At 67.1% G+C, this 23,033-nt stretch carries 21 protein-coding genes; 12 read left to right on the top strand and 9 right to left on the bottom strand.

Annotation, left to right across the window (positions count from 1 at the left end):
• Positions 1 to 5 precede the first annotated feature (5 nt).
• Positions 6 to 857 (bottom strand): phosphoribosyltransferase family protein, encoded by an 852-nt coding sequence (locus G6N59_RS24105; RefSeq protein ID WP_138229451.1) that lies wholly within the window; start codon positions 855 to 857, stop codon positions 6 to 8.
• Between the two features lie 72 nt (positions 858 to 929).
• On the opposite strand from G6N59_RS24105, the gene G6N59_RS24100 reads away from it, so the two are divergent.
• On the top strand, positions 930 to 1,781 hold the full coding sequence (locus tag G6N59_RS24100) for a DUF1542 domain-containing protein (protein ID WP_138229450.1): 852 nt from the start codon (positions 930 to 932) through the stop codon (positions 1,779 to 1,781).
• A 13-nt stretch (positions 1,782 to 1,794) separates the two neighbouring features.
• On the opposite strand, the gene G6N59_RS24095 is transcribed toward G6N59_RS24100, so the two are convergent.
• The 4 genes from G6N59_RS24095 to G6N59_RS24080 form a co-directional block, all read right to left on the bottom strand.
• Positions 1,795 to 2,589, bottom strand: a complete 795-nt coding sequence (locus G6N59_RS24095; protein ID WP_138229449.1) for an Fpg/Nei family DNA glycosylase — start codon at positions 2,587 to 2,589, stop codon at positions 1,795 to 1,797.
• 16 nt (positions 2,590 to 2,605) lie between these two features.
• A complete protein-coding gene (locus tag G6N59_RS24090; protein WP_138229448.1) occupies positions 2,606 to 3,085 on the bottom strand; it encodes a ribose-5-phosphate isomerase in 480 nt (159 codons plus the stop codon).
• Positions 3,086 to 3,157: 72 nt separating this feature from the next.
• Entirely contained in the window at positions 3,158 to 5,398 is a 2,241-nt protein-coding gene (locus G6N59_RS31950) for an LpqN/LpqT family lipoprotein (RefSeq protein WP_138229447.1), read from the bottom strand.
• 194 nt (positions 5,399 to 5,592) lie between these two features.
• Positions 5,593 to 6,213, bottom strand: coding sequence for a mycothiol-dependent nitroreductase Rv2466c family protein (locus G6N59_RS24080; RefSeq protein ID WP_138229446.1), 621 nt, complete (start codon positions 6,211 to 6,213; stop codon positions 5,593 to 5,595).
• Positions 6,214 to 6,331: 118 nt separating this feature from the next.
• Between G6N59_RS24080 and pepN the strand changes: the two genes are divergently transcribed.
• Positions 6,332 to 8,935, top strand: coding sequence for an aminopeptidase N (pepN, locus tag G6N59_RS24075; protein WP_138229445.1), 2,604 nt, complete (start codon positions 6,332 to 6,334; stop codon positions 8,933 to 8,935).
• Between the two features lie 34 nt (positions 8,936 to 8,969).
• Here the strand turns inward: pepN and G6N59_RS24070 are convergent, their stop codons facing one another.
• Entirely contained in the window at positions 8,970 to 10,592 is a 1,623-nt protein-coding gene (locus G6N59_RS24070; RefSeq protein ID WP_138229444.1) for a GMC oxidoreductase, read from the bottom strand.
• 484 nt (positions 10,593 to 11,076) lie between these two features.
• Between G6N59_RS24070 and G6N59_RS24065 the strand changes: the two genes are divergently transcribed.
• Entirely contained in the window at positions 11,077 to 12,309 is a 1,233-nt protein-coding gene (locus G6N59_RS24065) for an alkane 1-monooxygenase (protein WP_138229443.1), read from the top strand.
• Positions 12,310 to 12,453: 144 nt separating this feature from the next.
• Here G6N59_RS24065 and G6N59_RS24060 read toward each other — a convergent pair whose 3' ends face one another.
• The 3 genes from G6N59_RS24060 to G6N59_RS24050 all read right to left on the bottom strand — a co-directional run bounded on the left by G6N59_RS24060 (position 12,454) and on the right by G6N59_RS24050 (position 13,867).
• A complete protein-coding gene (locus tag G6N59_RS24060; RefSeq protein WP_138229442.1) occupies positions 12,454 to 12,930 on the bottom strand; it encodes a DUF5130 domain-containing protein in 477 nt (158 codons plus the stop codon).
• A complete protein-coding gene (gene ctaJ / locus G6N59_RS24055; protein ID WP_138229441.1) occupies positions 12,917 to 13,147 on the bottom strand; it encodes an aa3-type cytochrome oxidase subunit CtaJ in 231 nt (76 codons plus the stop codon). Before ctaJ ends, G6N59_RS24060 begins: the two co-directional genes overlap by 14 nt.
• Before the next feature lie 63 nt (positions 13,148 to 13,210).
• Positions 13,211 to 13,867: an HNH endonuclease gene (locus G6N59_RS24050; RefSeq protein ID WP_138229440.1), complete on the bottom strand. Its 657-nt coding sequence runs from the start codon at positions 13,865 to 13,867 to the stop codon at positions 13,211 to 13,213.
• A gap of 132 nt (positions 13,868 to 13,999) precedes the next feature.
• On the opposite strand from G6N59_RS24050, the gene G6N59_RS24045 reads away from it, so the two are divergent.
• The 9 genes from G6N59_RS24045 (at position 14,000) to G6N59_RS24005 (ending at position 23,026) form a co-directional block, all read left to right on the top strand.
• Positions 14,000 to 14,404, top strand: a complete 405-nt coding sequence (locus G6N59_RS24045) for a globin (RefSeq protein WP_275938275.1) — start codon at positions 14,000 to 14,002, stop codon at positions 14,402 to 14,404.
• Positions 14,404 to 15,984 carry a glycoside hydrolase family 13 protein gene (locus G6N59_RS24040; protein ID WP_138229438.1) on the top strand — a complete coding sequence of 527 codons (1,581 nt, stop codon included), beginning with the start codon at positions 14,404 to 14,406 and terminating at the stop codon, positions 15,982 to 15,984. Before G6N59_RS24045 ends, G6N59_RS24040 begins: the two co-directional genes overlap by 1 nt.
• A 3-nt stretch (positions 15,985 to 15,987) precedes the next feature.
• Positions 15,988 to 16,695 carry a TetR/AcrR family transcriptional regulator gene (locus tag G6N59_RS24035; protein ID WP_138229437.1) on the top strand — a complete coding sequence of 236 codons (708 nt, stop codon included), beginning with the start codon at positions 15,988 to 15,990 and terminating at the stop codon, positions 16,693 to 16,695.
• 145 nt (positions 16,696 to 16,840) lie between these two features.
• Positions 16,841 to 17,242, top strand: coding sequence for a metal-dependent hydrolase (locus tag G6N59_RS30725; RefSeq protein ID WP_179970232.1), 402 nt, complete (start codon positions 16,841 to 16,843; stop codon positions 17,240 to 17,242).
• Between the two features lie 25 nt (positions 17,243 to 17,267).
• Positions 17,268 to 18,149 carry a metal-dependent hydrolase gene (locus tag G6N59_RS24025; RefSeq protein ID WP_138229436.1) on the top strand — a complete coding sequence of 294 codons (882 nt, stop codon included), beginning with the start codon at positions 17,268 to 17,270 and terminating at the stop codon, positions 18,147 to 18,149.
• A gap of 13 nt (positions 18,150 to 18,162) precedes the next feature.
• The gene (locus tag G6N59_RS24020; RefSeq protein ID WP_138229435.1) at positions 18,163 to 19,740 is read left to right on the top strand and encodes a flavin-containing monooxygenase; all 1,578 of its coding nucleotides are present in this window, start codon (positions 18,163 to 18,165) and stop codon (positions 19,738 to 19,740) included.
• Positions 19,737 to 20,660, top strand: coding sequence for an SDR family NAD(P)-dependent oxidoreductase (locus G6N59_RS24015; RefSeq protein ID WP_138229434.1), 924 nt, complete (start codon positions 19,737 to 19,739; stop codon positions 20,658 to 20,660). Before G6N59_RS24020 ends, G6N59_RS24015 begins: the two co-directional genes overlap by 4 nt.
• Before the next feature lie 33 nt (positions 20,661 to 20,693).
• The gene (locus tag G6N59_RS24010; protein WP_138229433.1) at positions 20,694 to 21,359 is read left to right on the top strand and encodes a cyclase family protein; all 666 of its coding nucleotides are present in this window, start codon (positions 20,694 to 20,696) and stop codon (positions 21,357 to 21,359) included.
• 425 nt (positions 21,360 to 21,784) lie between these two features.
• Positions 21,785 to 23,026 (top strand): HNH endonuclease, encoded by a 1,242-nt coding sequence (locus G6N59_RS24005; RefSeq protein WP_138229431.1) that lies wholly within the window; start codon positions 21,785 to 21,787, stop codon positions 23,024 to 23,026.
• Positions 23,027 to 23,033 lie beyond the last annotated feature (7 nt).

Genomic DNA, 23,033 nt, shown 5'->3' with positions numbered 1-23,033 from the left:
TCAGATCAGATTGCCAGGGTGCGGACGATGAACGGTTCCAGCGGTTGGACGTGTACGCCGTCGGGAGTGGCGCGCGAGTCGGTACTGGTGATCGAGGCGTAGCCGGCGAGGTTGTCCCGCCAGCGTCCGGTGAAGCAGCCGTGGCTGACCCACAGGTGCAGCGCCAGCCGGGGTTTGGTCCAGCGGATGGCATCGGCCAAACCGGCGAAGGTGCCGCCGCCGTCGCAGATGTCGTCGATCACGAGCAGCCGGCCCTCGTCCGGCAGTCCGTCGGGAGCGACGAATCCCGACAGCTTGCCGTTGGCCGGATTCCGTTGCTTTCCAGCGACATACAGCGGCACACCGAGCCGCGATGCCACGCGCCCGGCACGGTCGCGGGCCCCCTTGTCGGGTGCGACGACCCCCGCCCAGCCCGGGTGGTGGGCCGCCCCGCACCCGACCAGGTCCACGGCTTCGATGACGCTGACCGCGACTCCCCCACGCCGGACTTCGTCGACCCACACCGGCGAGTGCGGGTCAACCGTCACAATCTGCGCGACGCCGGTGGCGGCGGTGAGCCGGGCGGCGACGCGAGCGTCGTCGGTCGCGTCGTGATCACCGCGGGCCGACGGCAGGTACGGCGCCACCAATACCGGGGCGGCCGCGGCGGGCGATTGGTTCCGGTGAAATGCCGCCCACTGCCCGACAGCGGCGTAATCGATGGCGCCGCAACGACTCCAGGCGACCGGGCGGAATCCCGCACCGAGCGGTTCCAGGTCACGGACCGCGGTGTCGCCACCCGGGTAGCTGGTGACGATTCCGGGTGCGGTCGACAACACACCGCGTTCGATGTCGAAGACGTGGAATGTCAGGTTCATGGCGACAACGGTAATAGATATGGACAATAATGTCCATATCTATTACCGGGTGGTCATCGGTAAGCTGCCTGCATGGAGTTCCTGCTCATCCTGATCGTCATCGCGGCCATCGGATTCTTCCTGTTCACCAGGCAGAGCAAGGCCGGCAAGGCCGCTGCCCTGGCCAACGCGAAAGCCGATGCCCGGCGCGTCATCGAGATGCTCGGCGGCCAGGTGTTCAACTTGACCGGCACCGACGATGCCTCGCGCCAGGCCCTGGCCGACGCGTCCGAGCGCTACAACGCCGCCGCGTCGCAGATCGAACAGGCCACCACCGCCCAGCAGGCGGCATTCGCCAAGCAGAGCGCGCTCGAAGGGCTGTACTACGTGCGGGCCGCGCGCACCGCCATGGGCATCGATCCGGGTCCGCCGCTGCAGGCCCTGGCCGGTCAGCGCGGGGCGGGCGAGGTCACCGAAGACCGCCGAATCCAGTTCGACGGCAGGCAGATTCAGGCCTCACCGGGGCCGACGGCCGCAACACCGAACTACTACCCCGGCGGTCAGGTGGCCGGTCGCCCGGTGCCCGCGGGCTGGTACTCCGAGCCGTGGTGGAAGCCGGCGTTGGTGGCCGGCGCGTGGGGCGTCGGCTCGGTGCTGCTGTTCGACGCGCTGTTCGACGGCATGCACGGAGTCAATTACGGCGCACAGGGTTTCGAGTCGGGATACGGCTCGGGATTCGACCAGGGCTATCAGCAGGGCCTCGACCAGAGCCAGTTCGCCGACTCCGGCAACAACGGCTGGGACGCCGGCAGCAACAGCAGTGGGGATTCCGGCAGCAGCAACTGCGGAGGCGGAAGCAATTGCGGTGGCGGAAGCAGCTGTGGTGGCGGGAGCAGCTGTGGTGGCGGTGGTTGCGGTGGCGGCTGCGGAGGTGGCGGCAACTAGCCGTCCGACCCCGTCACACCTGGCACTCGGGGCACCAGAACAGGTTTCGTCCCTCCATCACCTCGGTACGGACGGTGGCGCCGCACCTGCGGCACGCCTCCCCCGCGCGTCGGTACACATAGGTCCGCGGCCGGTCCGGGACGTAGGACGGCGCGCCGTGGTCGTCTTCCGGACGCACCACGACGATCTTGCCGCGACGGACCCCGACCTTCATCAGCGCGACAAGGTCGGTCCACAGTGCGGCGAATTCGGACTCGGTGAGCTGCACACCCGGCCGGTGCGGATCGATCCCGTGGCGGTACAGCAGCTCGCTGCGGTACACGTTGCCGACACCGGCGATCACCGTCTGATCCATCAGCATCGAACCGATTAACCTGCGAGACTTGCCGATTCGCGCCCAGGCCAATCCTGGGTCGGCATCGCGTCGCAGCGGGTCGGCACCGAGCCGGGCCACGACGTCATCGACTCCGGACTCGTCGATCAGCTCGCAAACAGTCGGGCCGCGCAGATCGGTCCCGAATTCGGCCCCGAGCATGCGCATCCGCACCTGACCGACGGGTGCGGTCATCGGCAGCGGCTGTTCGGTGAACGTGCCGTACAGGCCGAGGTGGATGTGCACCACCGCACCGCCGTCGTAGTGGTGGAACAGATGCTTGCCCCAGGCGTCGGCCTTACGCAACACCCGGCCATCAACCACGGCGGCGGCGACGGCGAACCGCCCCTGCGGACTGCTGACTGTCACCGGCGCCCGTCCGAAACGCTGCTGGTGCAGACGGGCCAACCGGTGCAGGGTATGCCCCTCCGGCACGGGTCAGGCCTCGAGATCAGGCTTGGGCGCCCGGGACTGCCGGCGCGACATGCGTCTTCTCGTACTCGGCCAGGATGTCGATCCGGCGCTGATGCCGCTCGGCCTGCGACCATTCGGCAGCCAGGAAGGCGTCGACAATGGCGAAGGCCTCCTCGGTGCTGTGCATGCGGCCGCCGATACCCATCACCTGCGCGTTGTTGTGCTCCCGCGCCAGCTGCGCCGTCTCGACGCTCCAGGCCAGCGCACAGCGCACACCCGGCACCTTGTTGGCCGCGATCTGCTCGCCGTTACCCGAGCCGCCGATGACGATGCCCAGGCTGCCCGGGTCATCGACGGTGCGCTTCGCGGCGGCGATGCAGAACGCCGGGTAGTCGTCCTCCGCGTCGTAGGCGAAGGCACCGCAGTCGACGGCCTCGTGGCCGGCGGCGGTGAGGTGGTCCAGCAGGGCCTGCTTGAGTTCGTATCCGGCGTGGTCGGCTCCGAGGTATACGCGCATGCCGCACATTCTGGCAGAACGGGAGCCCCCGGCAGAATCAGCCGGCTCAGCCGGCCCGACACCCTCGCCGGCTCAGCCGGCGGCGATCTTCGTGTCGCGGTCGATGGCCTCGGTGATCTGCTTGATGATCTCGGCCTGGTCGGCGACACCGTCGATGTTGATCTGCATCACGTACAGCCCCGTCCCGTCCTGGATGACGACGGTGTTCTGGGTGATGAGCTTGGTGACCCCGTTGGAGTTCCAGGAACCGGCGATCTGGAACGACTTGTGGCCGTCGACCGTGCCCGGCGTGCCGGTGTCGGTGGCGGTGAACCCCGGCAGGTTGTTCAGCTCACCCGGCGCGAAGTCGAGAATCTTCTGCGCATCGGCATTCGGGCCGAGCCGCGAGATCAAAGCCGTGGCGCTGGGCCGGTAATTGCCGGCACTCGGGCCGTTGTAGACGATCGACTCGTAGGCGAAGGCCGGCGTCTGCGGTCCGGCGTCGACCCAACCCGGGGGCATCGGCATCGTCACCACCGGTACACCGGGCTCGTTGCGGTGGACCAGCGACTCCTGAATGTTGTTGCTCTTCAGGTAGGTCGCGATGGTCTGGTAGTTACCGGGTGTGCCGACCAGCACCGGCGGTGCCGGCTTGTGCGACGACGACGGCTTGTCCGCTCCGGAGCTCTGGCTGCTGGTCCCCGACGCACCCGAGCCACCACTCGAGTCATCACCGGAATTCAGGAGGACGACGGCGATCAGCACGACCACGACAGCGGCAATGGCGCCACTGATCACCCAGATCTTGGTCGACTTGCCGCCCGATGACTGGCCCCGGCCCGGTTGCGTCTTGCCGATGTCGGCCGCGAGTTGCGAGTACGACGTCGGTGGTCCGCCCGGACGCCCCATGCCGGGCGCGGCGCGCGCCGCGGGATCGGCCGGGACGACCGGCAGCACCACTGTCGGCGACACCGTCTCATGAGTCGGGCGGACGGGCCGCCGCGGCGGCGGAGACGTAGGCAACGGCTGCCGATACGGCGGCGCCGACGGTGACGAATCAGGTTCCGGCCGAAAGGGTTTCGCCGCAGGCGGCGGACCGGCGGGACCGGGTGGCGGCGGGATCGGCGGCCGCATCGGCTCGGGCCGAACCGATGCGGGAATCGGCGTCGGTTCCGACACCCGCTCGGGCGTCGCCTGCGGCTCGGACGGCACGGGCGGCACGGGTGGCGCAGGCGGTTCCGGGGCCGGAGCCGGCACGACGGGCTCCGGCGCCACCGGCTGCTGGACAACCGGCTCGGGCTCCGGTTCGGGGCTGACCACCGGGGCGACCGGCGGCGGCGTCACCTCCTGCACAACCGGCGGCGGCGTCACCTCAGGAGCGGACGGTGCCTCGGGAGCGGACGGTGCCTCGGCGGCAGGCGGCTCGGGCACCAGAGTGACCGTCGGCAGCCGCAGTTCGGCAGTGCGCAGGTTCAGCGTCGGTGACTCGGTGACCAGTTCGGCCTGCCGCTCGAAGGCCCGCGCGAACTTGGTGCAGGAATCGAAGCGGTCATCGGGCGACTTGCCCATGGCCTTGATCAGCACGTCGTTCAGCGGCTCGAGCCACGGCTTGAGGTCGCTGGCCTTGGGCGGCGTCGCGCTGAGGTGCTGACTGATCACCGCGATCTGATTGGTGTCCTGGTATGGCGTCTGCCCGGTGAGCAACCGGTAGGCGGTCGCGGCCAGCGCGTACTGGTCGGCGCGGCCGTCGATCTCGCCGCCCATCAGCTGCTCGGGAGCCGAGTAGGAGACGGTGCCGATCGCCAGGTTCGCCGACGTCAGCCCCGTCACCTCACCGATCTGGCGGGCGATGCCGAAGTCGCTCAGCAGGATTCGTCGCTCATCGCTGTCGATGTTGCTGAGCAGGATGTTGGCGGGCTTGATGTCGCGGTGCAGCAATCCACGCTGGTGCGCGTAGTCCAGGGCCGAGCTCATGGCTTTGACGATGTCGACCACCAGCTCCAGCGGCAGCCCGTTCGGGTACTCGTACTTGACCAGCTGCGCGGCGTCGGTGCCGTCGACGTAGTCCATGCTGATCCACAGCCGGCCCTCGAACTCACCGCGGTCGTGCAGGCCGACGATGTGCGGATGCCACAGACCAGCGGCGATGTTCGCTTCGCGCTCGAACCGGATACGGAATTCGTCGTTGGCGGAGGCGGTTTCCCGCAGCACCTTCATGGCGTCGAGGCGGGGCAGCCGGGGGTGCTGGACGAGGTACACATCGCCCATTCCCCCTGAGCCCAGCAACCGGCGCACGGTGTACCCGGCGAAGGTTGCGCCCGTCTCCAGCGACATCAGCGCATCCTACTCAAACCCGCACGTCGAAGGACGAAACTGTCCGTCGGCACGTCGCTCCCCACCAGTTGCATCGTTGTGGCTCATGTTTCGGCTGTGTCTGACCACCGTAATGGCGGCCAGACGTTCCTTGCGGAACGCCGACGAGATTACCTGTGCCGACCCAGGCGAGCGTGACTAGCGGCGGATTGTGCTCAGTCGAACTCGGGAGCCTCGCTGCGGGAGCGCTTGAGCTCCCAGAAGTGCGGGTAGGAAGCGAAAATCACGGACGCGTCCCACAGCTTTCCGGCTTCTTCACCGCGCGGGATGCGCGACAGCACCGGACCGAAGAACGCGACCCCGTTGACGTGGATTGTCGGGGTGCCCACATCGGGGCCGACGGCGTCCATGCCGGCGTGGTGGCTCTTGCGCAGCGCCTCGTCGAACTTCTCGCTGGTGGCGGCCTCCGCCAGTTCGGCGGGCAGGCCCAGCTCTTCGAGGGACTCGGCGATGACTTCCGCAAGGTTCTTGTTGCCCTGGTTGTGAATCCGGGTGCCCATCGCGGTGTACAGCGGCGCGAGTACCTCGGATCCGACGGCCTCTTCGGCGGCGATCGCGACGCGGACCGGACCCCAGGCGTTCTTCATCAACTCCTGGTAGTGCTCCGGCAGGTCCCTGCCCTCGTTCAGCACCGCCAGGCTCATGACATGGAACTGCACGTCGACATCGCGGACCTGCGCGACCTCGAGGATCCACCGGGACGTGATCCAGGCCCACGGGCACAACGGATCGAACCAGAAACCTGCGACATCCTTGGTAGCGGCAGAGTCGGCCATTCGTCTTCCTTCGTGCGGTCGGTTTCGTGCGGTCGGTATAGAACCCTGTTCTCGACAACTATGCCCGGCGTCCCTATGTTCCCGGTCATGGCCACCGGTTGTCCCCTAAGTTGGTGACGTGGCACTTCCGAATCTGACCCGCGACCAGGCCGCCGAGCGCGCGGCGCTGGTGACCGTCGACAACTACCGCATTGATCTGGACCTCACCGACGGCGCCGGTGCACCGAGCGAGGGCACCTTCCGATCGGTGACGACGGTGACATTCAGCGCCCTGCCGGGCGCCGACACTGTCATCGACATCGCCGCCGACGCCATCCGCAGCGCCACGCTCAACGGGCTGCCGATCGACGTGTCGGCCTACGACGAATCGACCGGCGTGCCGTTGACCGGGCTGACCGAGCAGAACGTCGTGGTGGTCGATGCCGACTGCCGCTACTCCAACACCGGTGAGGGCCTGCACCGCTTCGTCGACCCGGTCGACGGCGAGGTCTACCTCTACTCGCAGTTCGAGACCGCTGACGCCAAGCGCGTGTTCGCCTGCTTCGACCAGCCGGACCTCAAGGCCACCTTTGATGTCACGGTCGTGGCTCCCGCGCACTGGCAGGTGATCTCGAACGGCACCGGCACGACGGCCGGAGCCGCCCCGGCGGCGACATCAGATACCGGGATGGTCCATCGATTCGCCACCACTCCGAAGATGAGCACCTACCTGGCGGCCCTGATCGCCGGGCCCTACGCCCGGTGGGACGACGTCTACAGCGACGAGCACGGCGACATTCCGCTCGGCATCTTCTGCCGCGCATCGTTGGCCGAGTTCATGGACGCCGACCGGCTGTTCACCGAGACCAAGCAGGGATTCTCGTTCTACCACAAGAACTTCGGCACGCCCTACGCGTTCGGCAAGTACGACCAGCTGTTCGTGCCGGAGTTCAACGCCGGCGCCATGGAGAACGCCGGGGCGGTGACGTTCCTGGAGGACTACGTCTTCCGGTCCAAGGTGACCCGCTACTCGTACGAGCGTCGCGCCGAGACCGTGCTGCACGAGATGGCCCACATGTGGTTCGGCGACCTGGTCACCATGCGCTGGTGGGACGACCTGTGGCTCAACGAATCCTTCGCGACGTTCGCGTCGGTGCTCTGCCAGGCCGAAGCCACCGAGTACAAGCAGGCCTGGACCACCTTCGCCAACGTGGAGAAGTCCTGGGCGTATCGGCAGGACCAGCTGCCGTCCACCCATCCGGTGGCCGCCGACATCCCCGACCTGGCCGCCGTCGAGGTGAACTTCGATGGCATCACGTACGCCAAGGGCGCCAGCGTCCTCAAACAGCTGGTGGCCTACGTCGGGCTGGAACCGTTCCTGTCCGGCCTGCGCGACTACTTCCGCGACCACGCGTACGACAACGCCACATTCGCCGATCTGCTTGGCGCACTGGAGAAGTCGTCGGGCCGCGACCTGTCGGACTGGGGCCAGCAGTGGCTCAAGACCACGGGGCTCAACACGCTGCGGGCCGATTTCGACGTCGACGGCGACGGTGCGTTCACGCGGTTCGCGATCACCCAGAGCGGCGCGGCGCCCGGCGCCGGCGAGACCCGTGTGCACCGGCTTGCGGTGGGCATCTACGACGAAGACGACGTCGACGGCAAATTGGTCCGCGTGCACCGCGAGGAACTCGACGTCGAGGGCCCAGTGACGGAAGTTCCTGCCCTGGTTGGACTTTCGCGCGGCAAGTTGATCCTGGTCAACGACGACGACCTGACCTACTGCTCGATGCGGCTCGACCCCGCCTCACTGCAGACGGTGCTGAGCCGCATCGCCGACATCGACGACCCGCTCCCCCGCACCCTGGCCTGGTCGGCGGCGTGGGAGATGACCCGCGAGGCCGAGATGAAAGCCCGCGAGTTCGTCGCCCTGGTGATGAGCGGTCTGCACGCCGAGTCTGAGGTGGGTGTCGCCCAGCGGCTGGTGCTGCAGGCGCAGACTGCGCTGACCTCCTACGCCGATCCGGCATGGGCGGCCGAAATCGGTTGGGCCGCCTTCGGTGACGCGTTGCTGGACCTGGCGCGGGACTCGTCGCCGGGATCGGACCACCAGCTGGCATACATCAATGCGTTGTGCACGTCGGTGCTGGCGCCGAACCACATCGCGGTGCTGTCGACGTTGTTGGACAACGAGCCGGCCGCGGTGAACATGCCGGGTCTGGTGGTCGACACCGATCTGCGCTGGCGCATCGTCACCGCACTGGCACGCGCCGGTGTCATAGACGCGGACGGGACGGCGACGCCGTTCATCGACACCGAGGCCCAGCAGGATCCGACGGCGGCTGGTCAGCGCAGTGCCGCTGCCGCAGCTGCTGCGCGTCCGCAGGTGGCGGTGAAAGAGGCTGCGTGGCAACGGGTCATCGAGGATGACACGCTGGCGAACATCACCACGCGCGCGATCGTCGGCGGTCTGGTCCAGCCCGGACAGAACGAGCTGCTGGCCCCGTTCCGGGATCAGTACTTCGCGGCGATCTCCGCAGTGTGGGAGCGGCGCTCCAGCGAGGTCGCGCAGACCGTGGTCATCGGCCTGTATCCCGCATGGGACATCAGCCAGGCCGGCCTCGACGCTGCCGACCGGTTCCTCTCCGATCCGGAGGTTCCGCCGGCCCTGCGCCGCCTGGTGCTGGAAGGTCGTGCTGGAGTGGAACGTTCACTGCGCGCGCGGGCCTTCGACATCAGCTGACGCGACTGCGGGGCCGCACCTGGCCGACTCCGGCCTAGGTGCGGCCCTGCAGGATGCCCTCGATGTTGCGCTCGGCGAGCGCGGTGATGGCCATGTAGGGATTGCAGCCGAGGTGCCCGGGCATCAGGGACGCATCGTTGACGAACAGGTTGCGGTGGCCGTTCACGCGCCCGAAGGCGTCGGTGGCCTTGCCCCGCACGCATCCGCCCAGCGGGTGAACAGTGTTGGGCGCGAACACCTTTCCGCTGAACAAGTCATCGCGGTAGTCGACCTTGTTGGCGTGCAGGATCTTGTCGAACACCTGCCTCGCCCTGGCCTCGTTGTTCGCGGCGAAGGCGTCGGTCCATTGGATGGTCGCGGTATCGGACTGGCGGTCATAGGTGATGTCGGCCCGGTCGCCGGTGTCCACCATGACGTAGTAGCCCAGCAGGTAGGTCTCCACCGGCAGCGGCATGGAGAACATGCTGGCGTACACCGGGTTGTCCGGGTCGTCGCGACCGTCGATGTTGATGATGCCCATGAGAGACTGCGTGGTGCCGGCCGGATCACTCTTGGCCAGGTTGTGTCCGACCATCACGTCACCGTTGTTGCCGTATCCCTTGCCGATCTGATCGTTCAGATGGGCCAGGCCACCGGTCTCCCGTGCCTTCAGCAGCAGCTTGGTGGTGCCGAGCACGCCGGCCGCCAGATACAGCTGGTCACAACCGAATTCGGTCTTGGACAGTTCCTTGCCCCAGCGATCGATCTCGCGGGTGGACACCACGAACTCGCCCGAGCGGTCCTGGCGGATCGAGGTCACCTCGGTCAGCGGGCGCAGCGTGACGTGGCCGGTCTTGAGAGCTTCGGCGAGGTAGGTCTGGTCGACGCTGCCGAACCGGCCGTAGTTGTTGCCGAACTGCTGCTCGAAGGCCAGCGAGGACTGCGGCACCTGGCCGGCGGCCTCTTTGACCAGGTAGTCGAAGGAGTAGGAGCTGCCGTTGTAGTCGACCTTGTAGCCGGCGGCCGCCGCATACTTGCGGCCGACGCGGGCGTACTGGAAGCACGGCGTCTCCTCGAACCAGGGCATGTCGCGGTAACTGATCTTCAGCGCGGTCTTGGCGCGTTCGACATAGGTGCTCAGGAACTCGTCGGTGCTGATGTCGGGAAACGCGGTGGCGACCTGCCGCTGCGTCGGGATGGCAGCAATGCCCGCGTTGACCATCGAGCCGCCACCGACCGCCAGGCCCCGGAAGACGTCGTGGGCGCCGTGCGTCACCTTCTGACAGATGCCGGCCTGGATCGGCTGGGGCGACGGCGCGTGCTCAGCCACCTGCTCGACGGTGAAGCCGCCGAAGGAGGTGACCAGACTCGGCGCCACCTTCGTGAACCAGCCGGCGCGGGTGTCGGGGGGCAGCATCTTGGAGAACCGCTTGCCGTCGTCGTCGGGCTTGTCCCAGAGCCTGCCCTGTTCGATGACCAACGTCTCGATGCCGGCCTGCCCCAGCCGCAGCGCGGAGACGCCACCGCCGTACCCGCTGCCGATCACGATGGCCGAGAAGTGCTTCCGGGCTTCGGTCCGGTCGCGCGATCTTTCGACGAGGACCCCGACGCCGGCCGCGCCGGCGACGCCCACCACCGCCGCGCCGCCGAGAAACTGCCGCCGGCTGATCGGGCTCATCGGCTACCCGCAACGGGGGAACATGCGTCCGCTGCGCAGGCCGAGCCCCGGCGCCGGATGTGTCGATGCCGGCCCTGCAACACTGCCAAGATCGTCCTTCCGCCTTACTGTCCAGCTAACCCGTAGCAGACCAGTGCGAGCGTCCCGAATATCGGATTCATCACAAAAATTACACGATGCCGCGGGGTTTCCGCCGCTCCGCGAGATCCCGCCGCCAGCGCGTCGCCAGGCCCGTGTCACGCACGGTATGTCGTACGTCACTCTCATGCGTGTATGGCACTCTACCTGCAAGTTTATCGTCGCCGACGTCGAACGGACGATAGGTGCCCCACTGCGGGGACACCAGCCGGGCAATTGGCCGGAATGCCACCGCATGCTGACCCTTCAGACAATTTGCTGGATAACGCCGAGAATACGGACAAGAACTGGCTCTGGCTACCGTCCCGTATTTGCGCAAACGGCCGAAGGCAGGTACGAATACGGGGTGTTGTCGGCATTGCGCGCGGGTCAGGAGGCGTCGCAGCCTCCCGCGCCTGCGGTATCTGGCACGTCTGACACGGCCGCTGCACCCAAGTCCAAATGGCGCGACGGCAAGCGCTATGTGTGGCTGCTCGGCCCCATCACCCCCGGAATGGTCGCCCTGTCCTGGTTGCTGGTGTCGCTCACCGGCGTCGACGCCTTCTGGTGGACCGGCTCGGTTCTCACGTTCGGGCTCGTGCCGCTGCTCGACCACATCGTCGGACCCGAAGCCGAGCAGGCGCCCGGTGACCTGCGCCGTCTGGAGGACGACCCCTTCTACCGCATCGCCACCCACCTGTTCCTGCCGGCGCAGTATCTGTCGCTGATCTTCGCGTGCTGGCTGTGGGCCGGCGGTGGCTGGGTGACCATGTCGCTCGCCGACAAGCTCGGCCTCATGGCCGCGGTCGGGACGGTCGGCGGCATCGCGATCAACGCCGCCCACGAGCTCGGCCACAAGCGCGGCATGTCCGAGCGCAGGCTGAGCAAGATCGCGCTGGCCCAGACCTGCTACGGCCAGTTCTTCGTCGAGCACAACCGCGGTCACCACGTGCGCGTCGCGACTCCGGAGGATCCGGCCAGCTCACGGCTCGGCGAGAGTCTGTACGCCTTCATCGGCCGGTCGGTTGTCGGCAGCCTGCGGTCGGCGTGGCAGCTGGAGTGCGACCGCCTCGCCCGCGTGCGCAAGTCCAAGTGGTCGCTGCACAACGAGGTCCTGGGCGCCTGGCTGCTGAGCGTCATCCTGTTCGTCATCCTGGTGGCCTGGTTCGGCGTGGTCGTCCTGCCGTGGCTGTTCGGCCAGGCGGTGATCGGCATCTTCCTGCTGGAGACGGTCAACTACCTCGAGCACTACGGCCTGCGGCGGCAGAAGCTGCCGGGCGGCCGTTATGAACGTGTGCGCGCCAGTCACAGCTGGAACAGCAACACCGTGATCGCCAACGTCTTCCTGTTCCACCTGCAGCGGCACTCCGACCACCACGCCAACCCCATGCGCCGGTACCAGGCACTGTGTCATGCCGATGAGGCCCCGCAGCTGCCCGGCGGCTACGGCACCATGCTGCTGCTCGCCATCTGCCCGCCGCTGTGGCGCCGCGTGATGGATCCGCGCGTGCTGGCGCATTACGGTGGCGACATCAGCCTGACCGCGCTGCAGCCGGGCTACGAGGCCCGTCTGCGCAAGCGCTACCCCACCGCTCGCTGATCCCGCGGCTGCGCCGGATTTACGGCCGGATTCGCGGCCGGATTCGCGCCGGCGGACTGTGCCCGCAGCGCGGAGTCAACGCAAAAAAAACTCTGGCCGGGGACGAACACGTGGTTCGCACCCCGGCCAGAGTGAAAGACGAAATCAGGCTGGCGAGACGCCGGCGCTCAGCACGCGAACCGCGCTGATGAGCCCGTCCATCAGGTTGCCCTGCTTGAACGACGCGGCCGCCGCGGAGACGCCCAGCGGAGCAGCCTCTTCGATGCCGCGACCGCGGACCTCGGAGCCGTAGACGACCTCGATGACCTTCTGGTCCGGCGACACGGCCAGCAGCACGGCGTTGTTCGGCGTCGGCACGGTCGCCAGCACCTCACGGGCGGTGGCGGCGGTGTCCGCACCCAGGTCGCCGATGTAGACGGCGAAGCGGGCGCCGGCGGCGCGCGAACCGTACTTCAGGGCGTCGTCGAGGAACACCAGGTCCTTGACCGGGAACGGATAGTGCACCGACAGCTCACCGGGTTCGGTGACGCCGGAGATGCGGCCGCTGTACGTGACGGCGTAGCCGTACGGCAGGTTGGCCGGATCGATGTTTGCGACCTCGGTCTGGCTACCACTTGCCACTTGCGCCACCTCCCACAGTCAGGTGCGAGTCATGGCCGCCGTGGCCGTGATCCGCCGGTTCCTCGGCCGCCCACAGGATCGGCGCGTGGGTCCACTTGTCGGTCATCTTGTAGGTGTCCGGATGCGGGCCCTTGCGCAGCAGGAACAGCGCGCCAAGCACCAGCAGCAGTGCCAGCGGCACCCCGCCGAGCAGCGAATGAGTAAGTGCAATGCTCACGCGCAAACCGTATCAGCACCGGCCTCGCCCGTGCGGGCGACAGGGGCAATCCGCTGCCGGAAGTCAGGCGGCGCCTTCTCCGAGATACCGCACCCAGGCCGGATCGAGTTCCTTGACGGCCGACAGCAGCCGCCAGTGCTGCCCCTTGGGCGGCAACGGCGCCGCGTGCAATGTCCAGCCCAACTCCGAGAGGAGCCTGTCGGCTTTGCGGTGGTTACATGGGCCACAGGCCGCCACACAGTTCTCCCAGGAATGCTCGCCGCCGCGGCTCCGTGGCACGACGTGGTCGACGGTGTCGGCCTTGCCGCCGCAGTACGCGCACCGAAACCGGTCCCGGTGCATCAGCGCGGCCCGCGTCATAGGAATGCGGGCCCGGTAAGGGACCCGCACAAAGTTTCGCAGCCGGATGACGGACGGCACGGCGACCGCGCGGGTCGCCGAGTGTATGACCGGACCGGTCGGATCGTCGTGCACCACGTCGGCTTTGCCGCACAGCACCATGATGACTGCCCTGCGCATGGGCAGCGCGGTCAACGGTTCGTAGGTCGAATTCAGCAGCAGGACGCGGCGGCGGCCCCAGAACGAACCGACTGATCCCTCCACGGGACTTGACTCGACTGCGTGCAGGGGTGATGACAGCGCAGGGCTCGATACGGGCCCAAGCGAGCCTGCCGCGGCGCCATGAAGTCTGTGGCCGCGGCCTTTCCTCCGTTGCGACATACGTCCTCCGTGCTGACAGTCCATCACGGATCGGCAGAGATCGCACGGGAATTCCGGCGTGTTAGCTGGACCATCCGATGAACTTCGGGTGACGAGTCCCGTCCCGAACGCACCGGAGCGCCCTCGTGGACAATGGCGACCGTGACAGAGGTGCAACGGTCGTTCTACGACGAAGTCGGCGGAGCGGAGACCTTCGGGCTCCTGGTGTCGCGGTTCTACCAACTGGTCCGCGACGACGAAATCCTGCGCCCGCTGTATCCGGAGGACGACCTCGACGGCGCCGAACACCGGCTGCGGATGTTTCTCGAGCAGTATTGGGGCGGTCCGCGCACCTATGGGGAGGAACGCGGGCATCCACGGTTGCGGATGCGGCACGCGCCGTTCCGGATCGGTTTCCTGGAACGGGACGCCTGGCTGCGGTGCATGCACAGCGCGCTCGCCTCGATCGGCGCCGACACCATCGATGACGCCCACCGGCAGGCACTGTTGGACTACTTCGACATGGCCGCCCAGCACATGGTGAACTCGGCGTTCTGATGACAGACCCGCGGTGGTGGGCACGCGCGGTCTTCTATCAGCTCTACCCACGCTCGTTCGCCGACAGCAACGGTGACGGCGTCGGTGATCTCGACGGCGTGACGGCGCACCTGGACTACCTCCGGGGCCTCGGCGTCGACGCGCTGTGGCTCAACCCGGTCATGGTCTCCCCGATGGTGGATCACGGGTACGACGTCGCCGACCCGCGTGACGTCGATCCCCTGTTCGGCGGGATGGCGGCGCTCGAGCGGTTGATCACCGCCGCCCGCGCTGCGGACATCAAGGTCACCATGGACCTGGTTCCGAACCACACCAGCTCGGCGCATCCGTGGTTCCAGGCTGCCCTGGCCGCGGGCCCCGACAGCCCCGAACGGTCCCGCTATCTCTTCCGGGACGGCCGCGGGCGGGGTGGCGCCCGGCCACCGAACAATTGGACGTCTGTCTTCGGCGGCCCAGCCTGGACTCGCGTCACCGAACCCGACGGCAGGCCCGGCCAGTGGTACCTGCACCTGTTCGATGCCGCACAGCCGGATCTGAACTGGGACAACCCGGAAATCGCCGCGGATCTGGAACGGACGCTGCGGTTCTGGCTGGACCGCGGGGTCGCCGGATTCCGGATCGACGTCGCGCACGGGATGGCGAAACCCGGCGACCTGCCGGACATGGCGGAGCCCGCCGTGGAATCCGACACCGCCATGCTGACGTCCGAGGCAGACGATCCGCGCTTCAACAACGATGGCGTGCACGCCATTCACCGCGGCATCCGGACGGTGCTGGACGACTATCCCGGCGCGGCCACCGTCGGCGAGGTGTGGGTGTTCGACAACGCCGATTTCGCCAAGTACCTACGCCCCGACGAACTGCACCTGGGCTTCAATTTCCGTTTGGTACGAGCCGATTTCACCGCAGCCGCGGTCCGTGAAGCGATCGAGAACTCGCTGGCTGCTGCGGAGCTGGCCGATTCCCCGCCCACGTGGACGCTGTCCAATCACGACGTCGAACGCGAAGTGACCCGTTACGGCGATGGCGCGCAGGGACTTTCGCGGGCCCGGGCGATGGCGCTGGTGATGCTGGCGCTGCCCGGGGCGGTGTTCGTCTACAACGGCGAGGAACTCGGCCTGCCCAACGTCGACCTGCCCGACGAGGTGTTGCAGGACCCGGTCTGGGAGCGGTCCGGCCACACCGAGCGGGGTCGCGATGGCTGCCGGGTGCCGCTGCCCTGGTCCGGCGACGCCGCGCCCTACGGGTTCTCCGCAACCTCGGACACCTGGCTGCCGATGCCCGACGACTGGGGACCGTTGACGGTTGCGGCGCAGTCCGTGGACCCGGAGTCGACGTTGACGCTGTTCCGGCAGGCGATCGAATTGCGCCGGGCCCGAACAGCTTTGGGGAATTCGGTGCGGTGGCTACCGACCGCGGACGATCTGCTGGCATTTCAGTGCGAAGACGGGTTGGTATGTCTGCTGAATGCCGGCAGCACTGCGGTCGACGTCCCGGCCGGCCGGGTTCTGCTTGCCAGTGGGCCGCTACCGGACCGGCGAATGCCACCCGACACGGCACTCTGGCTGGCCTACGATTAACCCATGCCCGTGGATGCGACCCGCGCAGCGGTGCGGCTGTCCGCACCGACGGGTGACGCGCGCGCCGACCGCTGGCGCGCCCACCGCGCGACGGTGCGGGCCGAGCTGATCGAGGCAACCCTTCGAGCTATCGACGAGTTCGGTCCGGACCTCTCGATCGACGACGTCGTGAAAACCGCGGGCGTGCCACGACCGAAGCTGTATCGCTTCTTCACCGACAAGGAGACGTTGTTCGCCGCCGTCGGTGAGCGCATGCAGGAGTTGATCGTGCAGCGCGTCATTCCGTGCTTCCACGTCACCGCTACGGCGCTGGAGCTCGTTGGTTCAGCACTGGCCGGCTACATCGATCTGGTGGCCGAGCGCCCCAACCTCTTTCGGTTCGTCGTCGGTTCGCATTTCAGCGACGACCACTCCCGCACCAAGCTGCTCGAGAACGGCCGCAATCTGTCCAGCGCGATGACCGAGGTTCTCGCGGCGATGCTGCGCGCCCACGACGGCGATGCCGACCACCTGGAATACACCGCCGACGCGATCCTCGGTGCCGTTGCCCTGGGGGTGCTGCGGTGGCTCAACGAGCCGACCATCAGCAAAGACGAACTCATCGCTCAGCTGACGCCCGTGATCTGGGGTGCGGTGTCTGCGGCGGCCGCGGCCCGCGGCGTCGTCATTTCGCCCGACGAACAGATGGCGTTGTTCGGCACCACCGAGTGACCCGGCGCGGCCGTCGCGACCTGCGCTCCGACGGTTCAGAAAACGTCATTATCCAATACCCTTGCGCATTCACACCTGTCGTCGTAGCTTCGAACTACTAGAACTCGCGGTACTAGTTACTGATTGTTCGAGGAAAGGCGGCGGCATGTCCGTACGCAGTGAGCAACGCGCAAAGATGACGCCGGAGCGGGACCCCCGGGCGCTCTATCCCCGGACCCGGCGAATCCGCTTCCGCTTCAACCAGGAAGCGGGCCGGAAGTACTTCGTCGCCGGCGCGGCGGTGTGCACCGTGCTCCTACCGCTGACTCTGGCCACCCTGGCCGTCTCCGTCGGGTCTGATCCCGTGGCGCGGCGCCGACCCGACCGCCTGGCCCGCGAAACGTACGACCTGTTCACCGGCCCGATATTCAAGGGCCTGCTGCGTGATCTCGCCGTATACCTGCGTCCTGGATTTCACCCGGACGATGTCGACACCAGCGCGCTGGCCCTGCAGTGGCGGGACACGCTTTTCGGCACCGACGGTGTCCTGGTCGACCACCTGAAATAGCCGACACCACGAAAGGGAACCGATCATGAGTGCAGAACCCATCACCCCGAGCGGGGTCGCCTACCCGACAGTCCGCCGGATGCGATTCCGGTTCGGCGACCCCGAGCCCCTCAAGCGCCACTTCGTAGAGGGCGACATCGTGTTCAGCCACCTGGTGGCCGTGTTGTCCGGCTCCTTCCCCCCGGGAGAGGAGTCGTTCATCCGGTCGGTCCGCCGCTTCTCCGACCAGATCACCGACCCGGCACTCAAGAAGCGCGTCGCGGGGTTCATCGGCCAGGAATCCGTGCACGGACAGGAACACCGCAAGTTGAACACACAGTTGGCGGACATGGGTTATCCGCTGGTGCGGTTCTTGTTGTTCGCCCCGACCAGCGTGCGACAGAAAATGGTGCTGCGCATCGAGAAGCTGATCCCGGCGAAAGTGCATCTGGCGATGACGGCCGCCGCGGAACACTACACCGCCGTCCTGGGCGCGCGGGTGCTCTCCAACGACGAAATCCAGGCAATCCCAGGCGATCCCGAGGTCTGGCGTCTCCTGAACTGGCACGCCATGGAGGAGTTGGAGCACAAGTCCGTCGCCTTCGACGTCTACCGGTCGGTGGGCGGTTCCGAGCGCACCCGCATCGCCGTCATGTGGTTCATGTATTTCCTGACCATCCCGGTCGTCACGGCCGCGGTGGCCTTGTCGATCCTGCTGGATCCAACGGCATGGCCACGACCGATCACGGTGCTGCGCCAGACGTACGGCGTATTCCGCGGGCCGCTGGTGCGCGGCATCCTCGGGGAGATTCACGAGTACTTGCGACCCGGCTTCCACCCCGACGACGTGCCCACCGATGAGATCCTCGAACGCTGGCGGCACGACTTGTTCGGCGCCGGTGGCGAACTCGTCGGCTACGTGCGATAGCCGGGCGCCGGACATGACCGCCAGCACTCAGTACGCACAGCCGCCGACGGCCGAGCGACACGAACCAGATCACGAGGTCGTGATCGTCGGCGCCGGGTTCGGCGGTATCGGCGCCGGTATCGCCCTCCAGCGCAAGGGGATCCACGACTTCGTCGTCGTCGACAAGTGGGACCACGTCGGGGGCACCTGGCATGCGAACACCTATCCCGGTGTCGCGGTGGATATCCCGTCGGTCATCTACAGCTTCTCGTACGAGCAGCGCGGCGGCTGGTCCCGGGTCTTCGCGCCTGGCAGCGAGTTGCGTGACTACGCCGACGACATGGTGGACAAGTACGGCTTGCGGGACAAGTTGCGGCTGGGCACCAACGTGACCGGCGCGACCTTCGATGAGCGGAACTGCATGTGGCGGTTGCGGATCGATGGCGGGACCGAGATCACCGGGCGTCACATCGTGATGGCCGTCGGCGGACTGGAACGGCCCAAGATGCCGGACATTCCCGGTCTGCAGGATTTCGGCGGGGTGCTCATGCACACCGCCCTGTGGGACCACGACGTCGCACTGGCCGGCAAGCGGGTGGCCGTGATCGGAACGGGCGCGACGTCGCTGCAGCTGGTGCCGGCGATCGTCGACGAGGTCGCGCATCTCACTGTCTTTCAGCGCACGCCGATCTGGGTATTCCCCAAGCCGGACAGTGAGATTCACGGTATCGCCCGCGCAGTGCTCGAGTTCGGCCAATTGCGGTCGGTGCTCCGCGCCGCCGGAACCGTCGCGACCGAGATCGGGATGGGCGGCATGCTCACCGGACCGAGCTGGATGGTCGAGGCGACGCGCAAGCTCGCGGAGGCTCCGGCGCGGGCCTGGATGCGCAGTCAGATCACCGACCCTGCGACCCGAGAGAAACTGATCCCCCGCTACGGCCTGGGCTGTAAGCGGCCGTCAATGTCCAACGAGTACCTGAAGACGTTCAATCGGAGTGACGTCAGCCTCGTCACCGATTCCATCGAGCGCATCATCGACCACGGCGTGGTGACCGCCGACGGCGTCGAGCACGAGGTGGACGTCCTGATCTGTGCCACCGGATTCAAACTGTGGGAACGGGATTCGGTACCGCCCTTCCCCGTCGTCGGTCGCGACGGACTCGACGCCGCGGAGTTCTGGGCCGTCAATCGATTTCAGGCCTACCAAGGCGTCTCGGTTCCCGGTTTCCCGAACATGTTCATGATCACCGGCCCCTACGGGTTCGTGCTCGGGTCGTATCTGTGGATGATCGAGGCCACCGCGGCACACCTGAGCCGCGCGATCGCCGAAGCCAATCGGCGCGGTGCCCGGGAGGTGGAGATCCGCCGGGAAGTTCACGACGCCTATTTCCAGCACTGTCTGCGGCGCCAGGAACGCAACGTCCTGTTCACACCGACGTGCGCCGGCTCCAACACGTATTACATCGACTACCACGGTGATTCACCGTTCCGGCCGACGACACACGGCGAGATGTACTGGCAGAACCGCCATTACAACCTCGACGTCTACCGATACGGGACCGGCGCCGCCAACGCACACGAAGTAGCAGCCACGTCGAAGGAAGCCGGATGAAAATCAACAATCTCGAGCCGCAGCTCGTGGTGGTCACCGGCGCCGGGAGCGGCATCGGTCGTGCCACCGCCATCCGCTTCGCCAAACTCGGTGCACACGTGGTGGTCTCCGACATCAACCTCGACCTGGCGGAGGCGACCGCGGCCATGATCAAAGGCGCCGGCCACAGGGCGTCGACAGCCCAGCTGGACGTCGCCGACCCGGACGCGTGGGAGGTGTTCGCGCGCGACGTGCGTGCCGAGCACGGCGTGCCCGACGTCGTGGTCAACAACGCGGGCATCCTCGTCAGCGGTCCGTTCCTCCAACTATCCGCCGCGGATTGGGACAAGCAGCTCAGCGTCAACCTCATGGGCGTGGTGCACGGCTGCCGGGTGTTCGGTGCGCAGATAGCCGAGCGTGGTCGAGGCGGTCACATCGTCAACATCGCTTCGGCAGCAGCGTTCACGCCGACGCCGGTCATGGCGCCGTACTCGGTGTCGAAGGCGGGGGTCAAGATGCTCAGCGAATGTCTGCGCCTGGAATTCAGGCAGTACGGCATCGGCGTCAGCGCGGTCTGCCCCGGCGTGATCAACACCCATATCGGCGACCGAGCCGTGACGGTCGGCGTAGACCCCGCGTTGGTCGAGCAGGCGAAGCGCCTCACCAGACAACTTCAAGCGCTCGCGGACGTCCTGCCGATCTCGCCGATGAGCCCCGATCTCGTGGCGCGAGCCGCGGTGCGGGCGGTCAACCTCGACCTCGCGGTGGTCCCGGTGCGGGCAGAGGCATGGCTGGGCTACGTGATGCACCGCATCGCACCCGGCATCAATCGCCGTATGACACAGCCCTTTTCGTTTGATCTGGTCGAGAAGCTGGCCGCGCCGTTACTCGACCGGGTGATTCCGGCGACCGCCGCCGAGGAGCCCGTCCCGTCTCGCTAAGGTTGGGCATCAGCCGCGCGGGAAAGGGTCGCCATGCTCGTCGATTTGTCTCACCTGATTCGGGCCGGCATGGTGACCTATCCGGGGTTGCCCGCACCGTCGATCGATGACCACCTCACTCGCGAGGCGTCCCGCGAGGTCTACGCCCCCGGCACCGAGTTCGCGATCGGCGCGATCACCATGGTCGGCAACACGGGGACCTATATCGACTCCCCGTTCCATCGCTACGAGAACGGCCCGGACCTGTCCGGGCTCGACTTGAACACTCTGGTGGACCTGCCCGCCATCGTCGTACACCGTCGGGACGTCGCAACGCGGAGCGTCGATGTCGCCGAGCTACCCGACGACATCGAGGCCGGCTGCGCAGTCCTCATCGACACCGGATGGGACCGGCATTTCGGTACCGAGGCCTACGGCATCGACGCGCCGTTCCTGTCCGAAGCTGCCACCGAGCTGTTGATCGATCGTGGCGTGGCGCTCGTCGGTATCGACTCGGTGAACATCGACGACGCCAGTCCGGAATCGGCTGGCCGGCGCCCCATCCATACCGCCCTGTTGGGCAACGGGATTCACGTCGTCGAGCACCTCACCAACCTGGCGGCACTGCCGGCCCGCGGTGCACGGTTCACCGCCGTCCCGCCGCGCATCGAAGGTTTCGGCACATTCCCGGTCCGGGCGTACGCGACCATTCCCGACTGACGATCGCAACAACAGGTCCGGGCCGCGTCCGGGTCCGCTAGTCGACGGGAGCGTCGAGCAACAACCCGACCAGGTCGCGGACGAGCTTGCCGGTCCGCTTGGGTGGCACTTCGCCGGCGAGCAGTATTCAGCCGCATTCGTCCACGACATCACCGTCCGTGACGACAAGGTCGTCGCACTGGTTCAGATCACCGATACCCAGTGCTGGCATGATGCGCTCGTTGCAAGCTGAATGAGGTTGACGGTGGGCTACGCGGTCAGCCCACCTTTCCGCCAGTCCCGATCGGCTCATTGACACCCGGCCCCGAGCCTCGGGCCAGAAGAGTCACCTCCTAGACCGCAAAACTGTCACCGAAGTCTTGATACATCGCAAGATCCAATGCTCCAGCCGTTGTCATTCGAACGTTTGTTCGATAAAATTTGGTATGGGAATCGCAGAAGATCTCACCGCCAGCCTCGACATCGCTCGAGGCGTACACCTTCCGGATGACATCACCCGGGACGACGCCCTCGAGTCGATGCGGACGCTGCAGACGCTGCGGAATCTGGTTGATCATCTGGCGGCGGTGGTGGCCGGGGTGCTGGGTCGGTGTGGGGTGGCGGCGTCGCAGGGGCGGACGCTGCGGGAGTTGTTGATGTCGTTGGGGTGTGCACCCGCGGTGGCCGAGCGGTGGGTGCGTATCGGTGGTGCGCTGCCGTCGTTGCCGACGCTGGCCGCCCATGCCGGTGACGGGGCGATCTCGGGTGAGCATGTCGATGCGATCGTCAAGGGCATCAACCATATTCGGGCACGCTCACCCGGCCCGGTGGATGAGGCGGCCCGCTTCGCGCAGGTCAGTGATCTGCTGGGGCAGTTCTTCTCCGGTGCCACACCGGCCGAGATCACGGCGCGGGCCCGGCGGCTCGGTAATCGCCATGCCGCCGCTGAGGGTGGGCTGCCGGCAGCCGAGGACCGGTCCATCAACACCGTCGATCACCGGGTGACCAGCGACGGCCGGCTACAGGTGCGTGCGGATCTGGATGCCGAAGTGGGCGCGAAATACATCGCCGCGATGGAGGAACTTTCGGCGCCGCGCCCTGAACCCGATGGCAGCCCTGATACGCGGTCGGCGGGGCGGCGACGCGCGGACGCTCTGGAGGCGGTGTTGGATATCGCGGCCCGCGGCGGGGATATCGCGTCCGCACCGCGCACCCAGCTTCTGGTGACGGTGCCCGCTGATGCCCCGGATCTGGCGGAGTTGGCGTTCATGGGGTCGGTCAGCGCCCTGACCCTGGACCGGATCTGCTGCGACACCACCGTGACGACGGTGATCGTGGACGGCGAACGGGTGCCGTTGGAGATGGGGCGGGAGAAGCGGTTGTTTCCGGCGCATCTGCGCAAAGCGCTTTATCTGCGGGATCAATGCTGCATCAAATGCGGGGCGCCGCCGGGGCGCACCCATGCGCACCACATCGTGCACTGGACCCACGACGGTGAAACCAGCCTGAGCAACGGGTGCCTGCTGTGCCCGGCGTGTCACGCCAATGTGCATCACGACGGCTGGGACGTCGTCATGGGCCTGGACAAACACCCCTGGCTCATCCCACCCGCGACCGTCGACCCACACCGGAACCCGATCCCGGCCTACAACCGCCGCACCATGCGACTGGACGCCGTTGCGGCATAGCCGCGTC

It is taken from the genome of Mycolicibacterium aubagnense, assembly GCF_010730955.1.
GTDB lineage: Bacteria > Actinomycetota > Actinomycetes > Mycobacteriales > Mycobacteriaceae > Mycobacterium > Mycobacterium aubagnense.
The sequence above is the reverse complement of the archived record's forward strand: the minus strand, read 5'-3'. Positions and strand labels throughout refer to the sequence as shown.